The sequence below is a fragment of the Burkholderia sp. BCC1998 genome (genome assembly GCF_905339875.1).
Classification (GTDB): domain Bacteria; phylum Pseudomonadota; class Gammaproteobacteria; order Burkholderiales; family Burkholderiaceae; genus Burkholderia.
In genome coordinates this window covers 1-14,583 of sequence record NZ_CAJPHE010000018.1, presented here as the reverse complement: position 1 = coordinate 14,583, position 14,583 = coordinate 1, and the positions used below count along the sequence as shown (strand labels likewise).

15 protein-coding genes are annotated in these 14,583 nt (G+C 68.8%); 10 read left to right on the top strand and 5 right to left on the bottom strand.

Annotation, left to right across the window (positions count from 1 at the left end):
- Positions 1 to 8: 8 nt before the first annotated feature.
- Positions 9 to 1,139 (bottom strand): porin, encoded by a 1,131-nt coding sequence (locus U5A56_RS26480; RefSeq protein WP_321925365.1) that lies wholly within the window; start codon positions 1,137 to 1,139, stop codon positions 9 to 11.
- Positions 1,140 to 1,549: 410 nt separating this feature from the next.
- On the opposite strand from U5A56_RS26480, the gene U5A56_RS26475 reads away from it, so the two are divergent.
- Positions 1,550 to 2,953 (top strand): MFS transporter, encoded by a 1,404-nt coding sequence (locus U5A56_RS26475; protein ID WP_321925363.1) that lies wholly within the window; start codon positions 1,550 to 1,552, stop codon positions 2,951 to 2,953.
- Positions 2,954 to 3,247: 294 nt separating this feature from the next.
- Positions 3,248 to 4,228, top strand: coding sequence for a PDR/VanB family oxidoreductase (locus U5A56_RS26470; RefSeq protein ID WP_321925361.1), 981 nt, complete (start codon positions 3,248 to 3,250; stop codon positions 4,226 to 4,228).
- 132 nt (positions 4,229 to 4,360) lie between these two features.
- On the opposite strand, the gene U5A56_RS26465 is transcribed toward U5A56_RS26470, so the two are convergent.
- From U5A56_RS26465 to U5A56_RS26455, 3 genes are read right to left on the bottom strand one after another with little or no spacing between them, the layout of a single operon-like run.
- Entirely contained in the window at positions 4,361 to 4,597 is a 237-nt protein-coding gene (locus U5A56_RS26465) for a hypothetical protein (RefSeq protein ID WP_321925358.1), read from the bottom strand.
- A gap of 9 nt (positions 4,598 to 4,606) precedes the next feature.
- Positions 4,607 to 4,879, bottom strand: a complete 273-nt coding sequence (locus U5A56_RS26460; protein WP_321925356.1) for a hypothetical protein — start codon at positions 4,877 to 4,879, stop codon at positions 4,607 to 4,609.
- A gap of 33 nt (positions 4,880 to 4,912) precedes the next feature.
- Positions 4,913 to 5,830, bottom strand: coding sequence for a LysR family transcriptional regulator (locus U5A56_RS26455; RefSeq protein ID WP_321925354.1), 918 nt, complete (start codon positions 5,828 to 5,830; stop codon positions 4,913 to 4,915).
- Positions 5,831 to 5,969: 139 nt separating this feature from the next.
- Between U5A56_RS26455 and U5A56_RS26450 the strand changes: the two genes are divergently transcribed.
- The 3 genes from U5A56_RS26450 to U5A56_RS26440 all read left to right on the top strand — a co-directional run bounded on the left by U5A56_RS26450 (position 5,970) and on the right by U5A56_RS26440 (position 8,458).
- Complete coding sequence (locus tag U5A56_RS26450) at positions 5,970 to 7,253, top strand: aromatic ring-hydroxylating oxygenase subunit alpha (protein ID WP_044845359.1); 1,284 nt, start codon at positions 5,970 to 5,972, stop codon at positions 7,251 to 7,253.
- Positions 7,253 to 7,753 (top strand): aromatic-ring-hydroxylating dioxygenase subunit beta, encoded by a 501-nt coding sequence (locus U5A56_RS26445; protein ID WP_321925352.1) that lies wholly within the window; start codon positions 7,253 to 7,255, stop codon positions 7,751 to 7,753. The genes U5A56_RS26450 and U5A56_RS26445 overlap by 1 nt, the downstream gene beginning before the upstream one ends.
- Positions 7,754 to 8,071: 318 nt before the next feature.
- Positions 8,072 to 8,458: a 2-hydroxymuconate tautomerase family protein gene (locus U5A56_RS26440; protein WP_044845361.1), complete on the top strand. Its 387-nt coding sequence runs from the start codon at positions 8,072 to 8,074 to the stop codon at positions 8,456 to 8,458.
- Positions 8,459 to 8,556: 98 nt separating this feature from the next.
- Here the strand turns inward: U5A56_RS26440 and U5A56_RS26435 are convergent, their stop codons facing one another.
- Positions 8,557 to 10,113 carry an ATP-binding protein gene (locus U5A56_RS26435; protein ID WP_321925350.1) on the bottom strand — a complete coding sequence of 519 codons (1,557 nt, stop codon included), beginning with the start codon at positions 10,111 to 10,113 and terminating at the stop codon, positions 8,557 to 8,559.
- Between the two features lie 127 nt (positions 10,114 to 10,240).
- Here U5A56_RS26435 and U5A56_RS26430 point away from each other — a divergent pair, with 127 nt between their 5' ends.
- Genes U5A56_RS26430 through U5A56_RS26410 form a run of 5 tightly spaced genes read left to right on the top strand, consistent with a single transcriptional unit; the run spans position 10,241 to position 14,399 of the window.
- The gene (locus U5A56_RS26430) at positions 10,241 to 11,434 is read left to right on the top strand and encodes an acyl-CoA dehydrogenase family protein (RefSeq protein ID WP_321925348.1); all 1,194 of its coding nucleotides are present in this window, start codon (positions 10,241 to 10,243) and stop codon (positions 11,432 to 11,434) included.
- 53 nt (positions 11,435 to 11,487) lie between these two features.
- The gene (locus U5A56_RS26425) at positions 11,488 to 11,865 is read left to right on the top strand and encodes a hypothetical protein (protein ID WP_011356094.1); all 378 of its coding nucleotides are present in this window, start codon (positions 11,488 to 11,490) and stop codon (positions 11,863 to 11,865) included.
- An 8-nt stretch (positions 11,866 to 11,873) separates the two neighbouring features.
- Complete coding sequence (locus U5A56_RS26420) at positions 11,874 to 12,443, top strand: nuclear transport factor 2 family protein (RefSeq protein ID WP_321925346.1); 570 nt, start codon at positions 11,874 to 11,876, stop codon at positions 12,441 to 12,443.
- Between the two features lie 31 nt (positions 12,444 to 12,474).
- Positions 12,475 to 13,599, top strand: coding sequence for an amidase (locus U5A56_RS26415; RefSeq protein ID WP_321925345.1), 1,125 nt, complete (start codon positions 12,475 to 12,477; stop codon positions 13,597 to 13,599).
- A gap of 56 nt (positions 13,600 to 13,655) precedes the next feature.
- Positions 13,656 to 14,399, top strand: coding sequence for an SDR family NAD(P)-dependent oxidoreductase (locus U5A56_RS26410; protein WP_321925343.1), 744 nt, complete (start codon positions 13,656 to 13,658; stop codon positions 14,397 to 14,399).
- The last annotated feature ends 184 nt before the right edge of the window (positions 14,400 to 14,583 follow it).

The window sequence follows — 14,583 nt, the reverse complement described above, 5'->3', positions numbered from 1 at the left end:
CTCGGCGGTCAGAACGCCGTGAGGATGCCCGCGACGATCGAACTGGCGGTCGCGCCGGGTTTCGCGACCGCGACGCCGCCGCCCGCCGCGCCATTGACGACGAAGCGCGCGTGCGCGCCGTTGCGCACCATCGCGGCCCCCGTGTACAGCACCGTGCGCTTCGACAGCGGATAGTCGAAGCGGATGCCGTACGAATCGGCGTTGCCGTCGCTGTCGGCGACCTTCCGGTAGTGGCCGATGCTCAGCAGCAGCGACGCGCGCCCGATCGGCACCGTCGCGCTGAGTTCCATCGTGTCGCTGTGCGGATACGCGCTCTGGCTGTCGATCGCGGCCGCGACGTCGGGGCCGCCGCGATGCCGCATGTACAGCGCGGCGACCTTCACGACGTTGAAGTCGTACGAGATCGCGCCGACCGTGTAGTTGCCGTTCGCGGCCGAACTGGTGACGCCGAGCGCGGATGCCGCCACCGGGCTGAACTTCTGCTGCATGTAGTCGACGTCGACCGACAACCCGCCGCGCACGTAGTTGAGGCCCGCGCCGTACGTGTCGCCGAGCGTCGCCGGCTGGCCGGCCGCGCCGTTGTTGCCGCGCGCGGCCATCGCGCGCAGCATGAAGCCCGCGTAACGCGGCGACGTGTAGCGCAGCGAGTTGCGCACGCGCAGGAACGCGGGGCCGACGAAGTTGTTCGTCGCGTTGCCCCATGCGAGGCCCGCGCCGAGCCCGGGCAGGCTGTACGTGACGAGCGTCGTGTGCACGATCGTGTAGAGCTCGCCGAACTGCACGCCGCCGAACGGCCCGGTGATGCCGACCCACGCCTCGCGGCCGAACAGCGCGCTGCCGTTCGACAGCGCGCCGCTCGCCGCGTTGAAGCCGTCCTCGAGCTTGAAGATCGTCGCGTAGCCGCCGCCGAGATCCTCGACACCCTTCAGCCCCCACTGCGACGCCCACAGATTGCCGCTGCCCATGCGCGTCACGTGGTTCGGCCCGGCGTTCGCATATTCGATCGCGGTGTCGATGCGGCCGTAGAGCGTCACGCTCGATTGCGCGACAGCCGGCAGCGATGCGCACGCAAGGAGTGCGGCCGCCAGCGTGGCAAGCGGTACGGCAAGCCGGTCGGCCCGCCCGTTCGAATGGTTCATCTTGGTCGTCCCGTGGAAATGCCGGCGCGTGTCGGCAACGCGCCGTTTGACATGAAGCGCGTTCGCATTCGGATGCGAACGCTGCCGATCAAAAACGGGCCGAGTCTAGGAACGACAATTTCGGACGTCGACGCAATGCGCTCTATAACGCTTATAGACGCGCTGCATGATGCGCGCACGCGCCGCCGCACGTGCGCCGCGCGGCGGCCCGCGCGCACGGCCTCGGTGTTTTCTTTATCCGCGTCGGTAAATGTCCGTGTGGCGCGGCTGTCACTCCGGCTATGGCGGCCGAATTTGGCCGACTACGCTGCGTCTCCGATCGTGTCACCCGCACGCTTTCGCACCGCGACGGCGCCCGGCCCGCGAGGCCCGCGCCGCGCTTTTCCACCGCCCGCTCCTGGAGAATCCGCATGTCCGCATCCACGGCCCGCGCTGCCGACGGCAAGCGCTATACGTACGAATGGTATGTCGTCGTCATCTGCATGCTCGCGTATGTCTTTTCGTTCGTCGATCGCCAGGTGCTCGTCCTGATGATCGAACCGATCAAGCGCGACCTGCACCTGACCGATACGCAGTTCAGCCTGCTCAACGGCTTCGCGTTCTCGCTGTTCTACGCGGTGATGGGCCTGCCCGTCGCGTATCTCGCCGATCGCTACGCGCGCCCGCGTATCATCGCGCTCGGCATCGCGCTGTGGAGCGTCGCGACCGCCACGTGCGGGCTCAGCCAGCAATTCGTGCAGATGTTCGTCGCGCGGATGGGCGTCGGCGTCGGCGAGGCCGCGCTGTCGCCCGGCGCGTATTCGATGCTCGCCGACTACTTCCCGAAGGAGAAGCTCGGCCGCGCGATCGCCGTGTATTCGCTCGGCTCGTTCATCGGCGGCGGCGTCGCGTTCCTGATCGGCGGCTACGTGATCGCGCTGCTCAAGCATGCGAGCGCGTTCACGCTGCCGGTCGTCGGGCAGGTGCACGCGTGGCAGGTCACGTTCCTGATCGTCGGGCTGCCGGGGATCCTCGTCGCGCTGCTGTTCGCCGCGACCGTGCGCGACCCGCAGCGCAAGGGGCTCGCGCAGGACCGCTCGGGCGCCGTGCGGCGCGTGTCGATGCGCGATTCGCTGCGCTTCGTCGGCACGCATCGCGCGACCTTCGCGTGCCACTATCTCGGCTTCTCGTTCTACGCGATGACGCTGTACTGCCTGCTGAGCTGGACGCCCGCGTTCTATATCCGCCGCTTCGGGATGACCGCCGTCGAAGCCGGCTACACGCTCGGCATCGTGCTGCTCGTCGCGAATACCGCCGGCGTGTTCTGCGGCGGCTGGCTCAACGACTGGCTGCTGCGCCGCGGCCGCATTGATGCGCCGATGCGCGCCGGCGCGATCGGCGCCGCGTGCATGGTAATCCCCGCGACGCTGTTCACGCAGCTCGACAGCCTGCCGGCATCGCTCACGATGCTCGTCGTCGCGATGTTCTTCGCGTCGTTCCCGATGCCGACGTCGACCGCCGCGATGCAGACGCTCGCGCCGAACCAGATGCGCGCGCAGATCTCCGCGCTGTTCCTGCTCGTGTCGAACCTGATCGCGCTCGGGATCGGCACGACCGTCGTCGCGCTGTTCACCGATCGCGTGTTCGGCGCGCCGGCGGCGGTCGGCCATTCGATGTCGATCGTGAACGTCGTGGCGGCCACGCTCGCCGCGTTGTTGCTGGCCGTCGGCTGCCGGCAGTATCGACGCAGCCTCGAGCGCGAACGCGGCCATGCGTCGGCGTCGGCTTCGGCCGATGCGGCCGTCGACGGCGGCAGCGCCGTTGCCGCACGCTGAAGTCGCGCTGGTCGGCGTCGGCGTCGGCGTCGGCTTCGGCTGACGCGGCCGTCGACGGCGGCAGCGCCGTTGCCGCACGCTGAAGTCGCGCTGTTCAGCGATCGCGTGTTCGGCGCACCGCCTGCGCGATCGTCGACGCTGCGGCCGCCATGCTGGTCGCCGACCATCATCCATCTCACTGATTCTGGCATCGCTTTTTTATCGATTTGATTTATGCGATGCCCGTCCTTATTCTCGGTTGCATGACGGCGCGGTATCCGCCGCGCCGGTTTGCCCTACCCCACGGAACACACCATGCAAGCGAACCGCCACCAGGTCCGGATCGACGCGCTGATCGACGCGGCGCAGGACATCCGCTGTTTCCGGGTCTCGCGCGTCGACGGCCAGCCGTTCGACGCGTACGAGCCGGGCGCCCATATCGACGTCACCGCGCCGTCCGGCGTCACACGGCAATACTCGCTGTGCGGGCGCCCCGACGAGCGCGGCAGCTACCTGTTCGCGGTGAAGAAGGAAGCGCAGTCGCGCGGCGGCTCGCGCTCGCTGCACGACGACGTGCGCGTCGGTGCCGAGTTGTCGATCGGCGCGCCGCGCAACCTGTTTCGTCTGGCGGACGACGCGAGCGAGCATGTGCTGGTCGCGGCCGGGATCGGCATCACGCCGCTGCTGTCGATGGCGTACGCGCTCGCGCAGCGCGGCGCGCGTTACCGGTTGCACTACTTCGCGCGCAGTCGTGAACACGCGGCCTTCGTCGACGAACTGTCGGCCGAACCGTTTGCGTCGCATGTGACGTTTCACTACGGGATCGAGCCCGCCGTACTCGCGGCCGAACTGGGCCGCTGCGTCGAGTCGATCGACGCGAAAGCGCACGTCTATACGTGCGGGCCCGCGCCGTTCATGGATGCCGTCGTCGCGGCGGCGGCCACACGGCTTCCGGAAGACGCGATTCATCTCGAACGCTTCGCGGCGGAACCCGTCGCGGCCGACGCCGCTGTCGACGCCGCCCCGGCGGAAGGCTTCGAAGTGCGCCTGCAGCGCAGCGGCCAAGCGGTGCGCGTCGCGCCCGGCACGTCGATCGTCGACGCGCTCGCACGCATCGGCATCGAGGTCGATACGTCATGTGGCGAAGGCGTGTGCGGCACCTGCATGGTGCCGGTGCTCGACGGCGAGCCCGATCATCGCGACCACTGCCTCAGCAAGGCCGAGCGCGCGAGCAACACGGTGATCTGCTGCTGCGTGTCGCGGGCGCGCTCGGCGGTGCTGGTGCTCGATTTGTGATGCATCCGGCAATGACTTACGGCCAACATGACTGTCTGATGCGAAACGCGTACGGGCAGTCATACGGAATTGAACCTTGAGTTTCTCAGACCAGCCGCGGCACCCTCCCTCTTGTCACGTCAGTCTTCACGGTCAGTCCCGATTCTCTTCGATGATCCGCGCAAGCGCATCGGCATCGTCCGTGGGCTCCTCCGTGCCGCGAAAGACGCAAACCTCCGTGTGCCCGTCCCGGAACACATCCACTTCCACCCGCATCCCGACTACCGTGACCGAAACCAAGACCGTATCCGGGCGATTGCGGCTCAGGGTGTAGTGAATCTTCGCGGAATCGAGTTGGTCGAGCAGGTCAAACAACGTGTTTGTGGTCATGTCGGGCACCTATTTCTTGAAACGATTATCGTTGAGCAGCTTGAGCGCCTTGCGGGCCTCTTTGATGCCATCGCTCGCATCGCCCTGAATCTCATCGAGCGTCGAATTCAGATACTGTCCAGGGAACTCGCGCAGCACGGAGCCTTTGCACTCAGCCTTGATGGTGTCGCAAGCCATCATATCGCCCCGGTCGATTCCTGCGACTTGAGCCGCATCACCCAATGCGTCCGGCGAAAAATCGAATGGCGCGGCGTCACTGAGCGAAGTCGAATGCGCCGACACGGCGACGCACCCTACCAGCACGCCGCCCCGCCGTCACGCGTCAAACCGCTCGACGATCTCAGCGAGCAGCGCGCGCATCCACGCGATCCCCTCGTCCTCGTGAAAATGCTCGTGCCAGTGCATCGTGACCGGCGCGGGCGGCAGCGTGACCGGCAGCTCGTAGAGCCGGAACGCGTTGTCGCGGTTCAGGATCCGCGCGAGCCGCTTCGGCAGCGTCGCATAGAGATCGGTCACCGACAGCACGCTCGGCAGCGCGACGAAGTGCGGCACTTCGAGCGCGATGTTGCGGCCCACGCCCTGCGCGCGCAACGCGTCGTCGAGCGCGTGGTGGCTGTGCTCGACCGATTTCACGTTGACGTGCGCGGCGCGCACGAACTGCTCGAGGCTCAGCGCCGCACCGGCCGGCAGCCCGCGCCGGCGCCCCGTCATGCACACGTAGCTTTCCTCGAACAGCAGCTGGTGGCGCGTGCGCGGCATCAGCTCCGGCAGGTTGCCGATCGCGAAGTCCAGCCGGCTCGCGCGCAGCGCCTCCTCGATCTCCTCCACCGGCAGCGGCTGCACGCTGAGCGTCACGCGCGGCGCGCGCTCGCGCAGCGCCTGGCAGATCGCCGGCAGGTACGCCATCTCGCCCGCATCCGACAGCGACAGCCGGAACGTGCGCGTGCTCGACGCCGGATCGAAACGCTCCGCATAGCGCAGCGCGACGCGCACCATGTCGAGTGCCTTGCCGACGATCCCCGCGAGTTCGAGCGCGACCGGCGTCGGCTGCATCCCCGCGCGCGTGCGCACGAACAGCGGATCGTCGAACAGCGTGCGCAGCCGCCCGAGCGAGTAGCTGACGGCCGGCTGCGACAGCGCGAGCCGCTCGCCGGCCTTGGTCAGGCTGCGCTCCTCGACGATCGCCTGGAACACCCGCAACAGGTTCAGATCGAGATGATCGACCGATGTCATCGTGACCTCCATCATTTGCCGTATTTATTTGATTGGCAATTTTAGATCAATTTGACGGATATGTAGCGGAAGACGAGACTGGGTACCCGATGCCGCGTGCAACGCGGCCCGATTTCGCGACTCTTTCCCCACGACGACGATGAGCGACATTCCCACCCAGACGATCGACACCCGCGCGTTGCACGGCTTCGCGCAGCCCGACCGCATCGCGCCCGCGATGTATCACGACCCCGCGCTGTTCGAGGCCGAGCTCGACCGCATCTTCTACCGCACCTGGATCTGGGTCGCGCACGAGAGCGAGCTGCCGAACCCGGGCGACTTCGTCACGACGACGATCGGCCGCCAGCCGGTGATCGTCGTGCGCGACAGGACCGGCGAGATCAACGTGCTGCAGAACCGCTGCCGCCATCGCGGCGCGACCGTGTGCGAATCGCACAAGGGCAACGCGAAGGGCTTCACGTGCCCGTATCACAGCTGGTCGTACGCGCTCGACGGCACGCTGCGCGCGCTGCCGTACGGCGACGGCTACGAAGGCGTGTGCGAGAAAGGCGACCTGCCGCTCGTGAAGCTGCGCGTGGGTGTGTACCAGGGGTTGATCTTCGCGAGCTTCAACGACGCGATCGAACCGCTCGAGGATTTCCTCGGCGGCGCGAAGCCGTGGATCGACCTGTTCATGAAGCAGGGTGCCGGCTACCCGATCAAGGCGAACGGCGAGCACAAGTTCAAGTTCAAGGGCAACTGGAAGATCCAGCTCGAGAACACGACCGACCTCTATCACTTCCCCGTCGTGCACAAGTCGTGGATGAAGTCGATCGACGACGAAACGGCGGCCGCGATCACGAGCTTCATGACGAGCGAGGACGCCTTCTGTCGCGGGCTCGGCAACGGTCACAGCCTCGCGGTGCTGATGCCCGAGCTGATCGATCTCGACCAGGACGACGGCGCGCCGCTGCCCGAACGCTTCGCGCCGCTCGCGGCGAAGCTCGCCGAGCGCCATACGCCGGACGAAGTGCGCCGCATCGTGCGCTCGCTGATGGGCGTCGGCTTCAACCTGAACCTGTTTCCGAACCTCGCGCTGTCGATGGCGTTCTTCCGCGTGCTGCGGCCGATCTCCGCGAACGAAACCGAGATTCGTCACGTCGCGCTCGCGATGGATGGCGGCCCGGACGAAGCGAATCGCGAGCGGCTGCGGATTCACGAGCATTTCCAGGGCCCGTTCGGCTTCGGCAGCCCCGACGACGCGGAAGCGTGGGAGCGCGTGCAGCGCGGCGCGCATGCGGGGCCGGACGTGCCGATCCTCGTGAACCGCGGGCTGAACCGCGAGACGACCGCCGCGAACGGCGAAAAGACCGCGCATGCGACCGACGAGACGGGCATGCGCGAGGCCTACCAGCAATGGCGCAAGATGATGGAGCAACAGTAATGGACGACCGCAACGCCCTCTTTTCCGAGCAGACCTTCGCCCGCGCGGTCGAATTCGTGTGGCGCGAAGCCGAGCTGCTCGACCGCCGCGACTATCGCGCATGGCTCGACCTGTGGGATCCGGCCGGTCACTACGTGGTGCCGATCGATCCCGACACCACCGACTTCGCGGCGACGCTCAACTACGTGTTCGACGACCAGGACATGCGCGAGAAGCGCGTGCAGCGGATGCTGTCCGGTTACTCGGCGTCGGCGACCGACGCGGCGCGCACGGTGCGCACCGTGTCGCGCTTCACGCTGGAGAGCAGCAGCGCCGGCATGGTCGAGCTGAAATCCGCGCAGGTTGTCGTCGCGTACAAGCGCGGCGTCGCGACGCTGTTCGCGGCCGACGTCACGCACAAGCTGCACATCGACGCGGACGGCGAAATGCGGATCGCGGAGAAGGTCGTGCGGCTGATCGACTCGACCGAGACACTCAGCGCGATCGGCTTCCTGCTGTAAGCGGCCGCCGGTTCGCTGTCGCCAGCGCAACGGTGAACCGGCCACCTTCACCTTTCCGGACGATCATGCTCGCACGCGAATGCGGAAACGGTCGTCCGTCCGATCGGTTCGGCCGAATCACTCGGCGCGAGCGGAACGGTGAGGCGGCCACCTTCACCTTTCCGGACGACCCACCCCACACTCGAATGCGGAAACGGTCGTCCGCCTGATCGGCTCGACCCATGCGCGCAGCGAGATCGGCTTCCTGCTGCAAGCGGCCACCGGTTCGCCATCGCCAGCGCAACGGTGAGCCGGCCACCTTCACCTTTCCGGACGACCATGCCCACACTCGAAGTTTTCCTGCCGGCCGGCCACGACGACGCGCGCAAGGCCGAGCTGATCGCGCGGCTCAGCGGCGCGACCGTCGACGCGATCGGCGCACCGCTCGAATCGGTGCGCGTCCTGCTCACCGAATTGCCCGCCACGCACATCGGCCTTGGCGGCCGCACGGCCGCCGATGGCGCACCGCCGTCGCTGCCGGTGATCGTCGCGATCCTGATCGCCGGCCGCACCGACGAGCAGAAACGCGCGTTGATCGCGGCGCTGTCGGACGCCGGCGCGAACGTGCTCGATGCGCCGTTGCAGGCGACGCGCGTGATCATCAAGGACATCCCGAACACCGACTTCGGGATCGGTGGTCAAACCGCGCGGGCGCTGGGGCGCTGATCGTGTGCCGCGCGTCGCTGCCTGGCTGCGATGTGCGTGACGTGCGTGATGCGCGCGACGTGCATGGCGCCCGTTACGCTTGCGCCGCGACGCACCGCTTACGCCTGCGTACCGACAAGCGGCAGCGTCACGCGACAGTCGAGCCCGCCGCCTTCGGCCGGGCTCGCGCCGATGCGCCCGCCATGACGCGTGACGATGCTCTTGCACAGCGACAGCCCGATCCCGTTGCCGCCGGCCTTCGACGACGAGAAACCGTCGAACAGCCGGTCGTGCGCCCCTTCGGCGATACCGGGCCCGTTGTCGATCGCCCGCAGCTCCGCGTGGCCGCCGACGTCGGCGGTGCCGAGCGTCAGCGTGCACGGCGCGCGCGCGCAGCCGGCGAACGCCTCGATCGCGTTGAAGGCGAGATTCAGGATCACCTGCCCGATCAGCACACGCTCGCAGCGAATCGGCAGCGGCTTGTCGGCCTGCACGATTGCGACCGTCACGCCCGCTTCCTTCGCACGCAGCTCGATGAAATACGCGACGTCGGCGAGGATCTCGCGCAGGTCGGCGAGCGCGACGACCGGCTCGCGCTTCACGATGAACTCGCGCACGCTCTTGATGATCAGCGCCGCATGCTCGGCCTGCCGGTCCGCGCTGCGCAGCCCCCAGATCGCATCGTCGACGGCGCCGCGCGTGTTCAGCCGCTGCACCGCACCCTCGATGAAGTTGCGCACGGCCGCGAGCGGCTGGCTCAGCTCGTGCGCGATCACCGTCGCCATCTCGCCCATCGCGTTGTAGCGGCCCGCGTATTCGAGCATGCGCGCTTCGGCGCGGCGTGCGTCCTCGATCGCGACTTCGTCGCTGACGTCGCGGAAATGCACGAGCAAACCGTCGAGGTCGCCTTCGATCTCGACTTGCCGGCACGTGATGCGCAGCCAGCACGCCGAGCCGTCGCGCCGCACGAAGCGGTAGCGCTGCGGCTCGGACGGGCACGTCGACGGCGCATCGCGCAGCTGCGCGACGAGCCGGTCGCGATCGGCCGCGGTGCAGTAGTCGAGCACGCCGCCGAGCGCATCGTCGGGCGCGAGCCCGAGCACGCGGCGCCCCGACTCGCTGATGAACTGCGCGCCGCCGTTCGGCGTCACGACCGCGATGCCTTCGTCGAGGTCCTGCATGAATTCGCGCAGCCGCGCCTCGTAGCGGCGCAACTGCTGACGGATCGCCTCCTCCGCGCTGATGTCGCGGAACTGCACCATCACGACGTCGCGCCCGCGCAGCGGCACGTGCGTCGCGATCGCCTCCGACAGCATGTCGACGCCGGTGCGCGACCGATAGCACCACTCGTACACCTGCGGCCGCCCTTCGGCGATCGCGCGATCCATCGCGCCCACGCCGATCTCGCGCCGGTATTTCGGTTCGGGGCGCGTCATGTCCGGCGCCTTCAGCGGCAGCAGCTCCTCGACGGAAAAGCCGAGCGCGATGCACGCGGCGCGGTTCGCCCACACGATCGCCTTGGTCTGCGCGTCATGCAGCAGCACGCAGGTCGTCAATGCGTCGAGCAGCCGGTGGAAATCGTCTTCGTCGGGGAAGCTCATGAGCGGATTCGGTTCAAGGCGCGCGGCGTCGCGCGGCCGGATGTCCAACATAGCACCGGCGTGCACGGCCCGCATCTGAAGATTTCTTTAGTCCGGCACGGAGCCACACCAGTCGCGCGGCCTTACGCACCAATTGCTGCGTGTTTTCGGCGTTTCTAGACTGATTGCATCGTCTTTCGAACCCCATTCCCAGGAGCCACTCATGCCCAACGCCGCCCTCGCCATCGACGCCGCGTCCCCCTCGCCGCATGCGGTCCGCGAAGCGGCCGCGCGGGTGTCGCCGCTCGACGCGGTGATCGAGACCGTCGCCGCGCGCCGCGACGAATTCGACCGCCTGTCGCACGTGCCGCGCGACGTGATCGCGCTGTTCAAGGAGGCCGGCATCTATCGCGCGGGCACGCCGCGCCGCTTCGGCGGCGATGCGCTCGCGCCCGCCGCGTTCCTCGACATGATCGAGCGGATCGCGACCGCCGACGGGTCGGCCGCGTGGGTCGCGAGCTTCGGCTCGGCCAACGTCTATCTCGCCGCGCTGCCGCTCGCCACGCAGGCCGAGCTGTACGCGGGTGGCCCCGACCAGGTATTCGCGGGCGGGCTGTTCCCGGTCCAGCCGGCGCAGGCGGCACCCGGCGGCTGGCGCGTGAACGGCACGTGGAAATTCGCGAGCGGCTGCAAGGGCGCCGACTGGCTCGGCGTCGGCATCGCGGTGCCCGGCGCGCAGGACGCCGCACCGAACAAGCCGCGCACGGCCGTGTTCCGTGCCGCCGACGTCGAGATCGTCGAGAACTGGAGCGTGGTCGGCATGCAGGGCACCGGCAGCCACGACCTGCGCGTCGACGACCGCTTCGTGCCCGACGCGTGGACCTTCGTGCGCGGCGGCGAGCCGACCGTCGACGAGCCGCTGTACCGCTATCCGACCGTCGCGTATGCGGCGCAGGTGCTCGCCGTGGTCAACCTCGGGCTGGCCCGCGCGGCGCTCGACGTCGCGAACCGGATGTCGGGTGGCCGCCAGACGACCACCGGCGCCCCGCGCCTCGCCGATCGCGCGTATTTCCGCATCGAGCTCGCGAAGGCCGAAGCGCAGCTGCGCTCGGCGCGCGCGTTCTTCTACGACGCGACCGACTCGGTCTGGCAATCGATCCTGGCCGGCGACCCGGTCACGCCCGAGCAGGTCAGCCTGCTGCGGCTCGCGGCCACGCATATCGCCCGCGAAGGCGCGAGCGTCGTCGAGCGCGCGTACCGCCTCGGCGGCACGGCCGCGATCTATCGCACGCATCCGCTGCAGCGCCTGCTGCGCGACGCGATGGTCGTCACGCAGCACGCGTTTCTCGGCGAAGGCAACTTCGACGGCGCGGGTGCGGTGTTCACCGGCGTCACGCCGTTTCCCGGCTATCTGTAATCCGCGTCGATTCGCTTCGATGCCGCACAACGCATTCTTCAGGAGAACCTTTCATGTCCGATTCGAATCCGCTGCCGCTGCGCGTGCTGTTCTGCTGCGGCGTGTCGCAAAACTTCTTCGACCTGCCGCGCGAGAAGATCGGCGAAGTGTGGCAAGCGTACGGCGCGATGCTCGCCGCCGTCGAGGCGATGCCCGGCGTGCGCGTGCTCGGCGTGATGGATGACGACCGCCTCGTCGTCGGCCAGGCCGACGGCGCGCCGTGGACGTTCTACATCATGGCCGACGTCGCCGACTTCGACACGACGGTCGCGGTATGCAACCTGTATCGCACGACGCCCGTCGGCGAATACAACCTGTGGCGCTACGGCAAGATCGAGGCGCGGGTCGGCCGTGCGCTGACCGTGCCGCCGGCCGCGAAGCCCGCGGCGTGAGGCGCGCGATGACCGGACCCGATTCGACGCGCGCGCTCGAAGCGCTCGAAGCGCCCGACGCACGCGAAGCCGTCAAAGCGCTCGACGCGCTCGCGCGGCGCGTGGCGATGCTCGACGCCGAACGCGCGGTGCGCGCGACGATCACGCGCTACATGGCGCTGTGCGACGTGCCGGAGGATGCCGGCGACGGGCCGGCGCTCGCCGCGCTGTTCACGGCCGACGCGGTGTGGGAAGGCATCGGCCCGCAGTACGCGCGCAAGTTCGGCCGCCTCGAAGGCACGGACGCGATCGTCGCGATGCTGCGCCGCTACCTGCCGCCCGAACCGCATTTCTCGGCGAACCTGCACTTCCTGACGTCGGAGTCGATCGACGTCGGCGCCGACCATGCAAGCGCGCGCGGCCGCTGGATCATGCTGCAGGCATCGCGCTACGCGGACGGCACGGCCGAGCTGATCGCCGCGCGGCTGACCATCGATTTCGCGCCGGCCGCCGACGGCGCGACCTGGCTGATCCGTCATTTCCGCACCGAGCGCGTGCTCGACGGCCCGTGGCCGCTCGCCGCCGCGCCGCACGCCTGAACCCCTTCACCGCACTCGCACGCCATCGACCATGACAGGCTTCATCGACACCTTCACGCTGGGCGGCCCGGGCCCGACGATCGCGATCAAGGACACGATCGACATCGCCGGCCATCCGACCCGCGCGGGCAGCCGCGCGCTCGCCGACGCAGCGCCCGCCGCGCAGCACGCGGACGTGGTCCGCCTGCTGCTCGACGCCAGCTGGCAGATCGCCGGCAAGGCGAACATGCACGAGCTCGCGTTCGGCATGACCGGCATCAACGACTACACGGGCACGCCGGTCAATCCGCAGGACCCGACGCGCATCCCGGGTGGCTCGTCGAGCGGGTCGGCATCGCTCGTCGGGCTCGGCGCCGTCGACGCCGCGCTCGGCACCGATACCGGCGGCTCGATCCGCGGGCCGGCCGCCTGCTGCGGCGTGGCCGGGCTCAAGCCGACGTTCGGCCGCGTGTCGCGACGCGGCGTCGCGCCGGCCGTCACCACGCTCGACTGTGTCGGGCCGTTCGCGCGCGACGTTCGCACGCTCGCAGCCGTGATGGCCGCCATCGCGCCGGGCTTCGACCGGGCGCGCACTGCGGCACCCGTGGCCGGCTGCACGATCGCACGCGTGATCGTCGAGGCCGAGCCGGCCATCGCGGCCGCGCTCGACGCGGCGATTGGCGCGTCGGGCCTGCGTACGCACGACGTCGTGCTCGATGCGATGCAGGATGCGTTCACCGCTGGGCTTGCCGTCATCAATGCGGAAACGTCGCGTGCATTCGGTCATCTCGTCGAAACCGGCAAGCTCGGCGCGGATCTCGAAGCGCGGCTGCGCACGGCCGCGACAACGACACCAGCCGCGCTCGCGCAAGCCGAAGCCGTGCGCGCGCGCTTCACGGCGCAGGTCGATGCCGCGCTCGAGCGCGCGGAGGTGCTGGTGCTGCCGACCTTGCCCGCGCTGCCGATCACGCTTCGGCAGGCACGCGACGGCGTATCGGTCATCGCGATGTCGTCGCTGATCCGGCCGTTCAACCTGAGCGGCCATCCGGCGCTCAGCCTGCCGCTGCCGCTCGCGGAAACGCCGCTGAAGGCCGGGCTGCAGATCGTCGGACGCAAGGGCGCGGACGAACAGGTGTGCGCGGTCGCCGCGCACTTCGAAGCGGCGCTCGCCGCATGAACCACGATGCGGGCGCGGCTGTGGCCACGTTCCGCGAACCAACGGAATCACGCACCATGTCAGACCGAGTCGTCCTCGTCACCGGCGCCGCGCGCGGGCTTGGCACCGTCATCGCCGAACGCTTTCATGCGGCCGGCTATCGCGTCGCGCTGGCCGACATCGCCGTCGACGCCATTCACGCGCATGCGCGCGACCTCGACCCGAGCGGCGCACGCGCGATCGCGCTGCCGCTCGACGTCACGTCGAAACGCGATTTCGAAGCCGCGCGCGATGCGCTCGTCGCGCGCTGGGGCGCGATCGACGTGCTCGTCAACAATGCCGGCGCATCGAAGGTCGTGCCCGCGATGGAGATCACGGCCGAGCAGTTCGACCAGGTGATCGACGTGAACCTGCGCAGCGTGCTGTTCGGCTGCCAGGTGTTCGGCCAGTACTTCGCGACGCGCGGCGCGGGCCGCATCGTCAACATCGCGTCGCTCGCCGGGCAGAACGGCGGCTCGGCGACGGGCGCGCACTACGCGGCCGCGAAAGGCGGCACGCTGACGCTGACCAAGGTGTTCGCGCGCGACCTCGCCGCGCAGGGCGTGACCGTCAACGCGATCTCGCCGGGGCCGCTCGACCTGCCGATCGTGTACGAGAGCGTCGCGCCGGACAAGCTGCGGCAGGTGCTCGCGAACCTGCCGGGCGGCAAGCTCGGGTCGGCCGGCTTCGTCGCCGATGCGGCCGTGCTGCTCGCGTCGGGCGACGCGCATTTCGCGAACGGCGCGTGCTGGGACATCAACGGCGGGTTGTACATGCGTTGAACGGCGGCATGCGTCGAGCGTGCGGTGCAGACTGATGCCGGCCGGTGCTGGCCGGTACCGCGCGCGGTGTGTGCGGTGTGTGCGGTGTGTGCGGTGTGTGCGGTGTGTGCGGCGTGTGCGGTGTGTGCGGTGTATGCGGTGTATGCGGTGTATGCGGTGTATGCGGTGTATGCGGTGTATGCGG

Bases quoted from the DNA above. Each gene is read 5' to 3' on its own strand.
- U5A56_RS26480 (WP_321925365.1), bottom strand. From the start codon at position 1,139: ATGAACCATTCGAACGGGCGGGCCGACCGGCTTGCCGTACCGCTTGCC.
- U5A56_RS26475 (WP_321925363.1), top strand. From the start codon at position 1,550: ATGTCCGCATCCACGGCCCGCGCTGCCGACGGCAAGCGCTATACGTAC.
- U5A56_RS26470 (WP_321925361.1), top strand. From the start codon at position 3,248: ATGCAAGCGAACCGCCACCAGGTCCGGATCGACGCGCTGATCGACGCG.
- U5A56_RS26465 (WP_321925358.1), bottom strand. From the start codon at position 4,597: ATGACCACAAACACGTTGTTTGACCTGCTCGACCAACTCGATTCCGCG.
- U5A56_RS26455 (WP_321925354.1), bottom strand. From the start codon at position 5,830: ATGACATCGGTCGATCATCTCGATCTGAACCTGTTGCGGGTGTTCCAG.
- U5A56_RS26450 (WP_044845359.1), top strand. From the start codon at position 5,970: ATGAGCGACATTCCCACCCAGACGATCGACACCCGCGCGTTGCACGGC.
- U5A56_RS26445 (WP_321925352.1), top strand. From the start codon at position 7,253: ATGGACGACCGCAACGCCCTCTTTTCCGAGCAGACCTTCGCCCGCGCG.
- U5A56_RS26440 (WP_044845361.1), top strand. From the start codon at position 8,072: ATGCCCACACTCGAAGTTTTCCTGCCGGCCGGCCACGACGACGCGCGC.
- U5A56_RS26435 (WP_321925350.1), bottom strand. From the start codon at position 10,113: ATGCGGGCCGTGCACGCCGGTGCTATGTTGGACATCCGGCCGCGCGAC.
- U5A56_RS26430 (WP_321925348.1), top strand. From the start codon at position 10,241: ATGCCCAACGCCGCCCTCGCCATCGACGCCGCGTCCCCCTCGCCGCAT.
- U5A56_RS26425 (WP_011356094.1), top strand. From the start codon at position 11,488: ATGTCCGATTCGAATCCGCTGCCGCTGCGCGTGCTGTTCTGCTGCGGC.
- U5A56_RS26420 (WP_321925346.1), top strand. From the start codon at position 11,874: ATGACCGGACCCGATTCGACGCGCGCGCTCGAAGCGCTCGAAGCGCCC.
- U5A56_RS26415 (WP_321925345.1), top strand. From the start codon at position 12,475: ATGACAGGCTTCATCGACACCTTCACGCTGGGCGGCCCGGGCCCGACG.
- U5A56_RS26410 (WP_321925343.1), top strand. From the start codon at position 13,656: ATGTCAGACCGAGTCGTCCTCGTCACCGGCGCCGCGCGCGGGCTTGGC.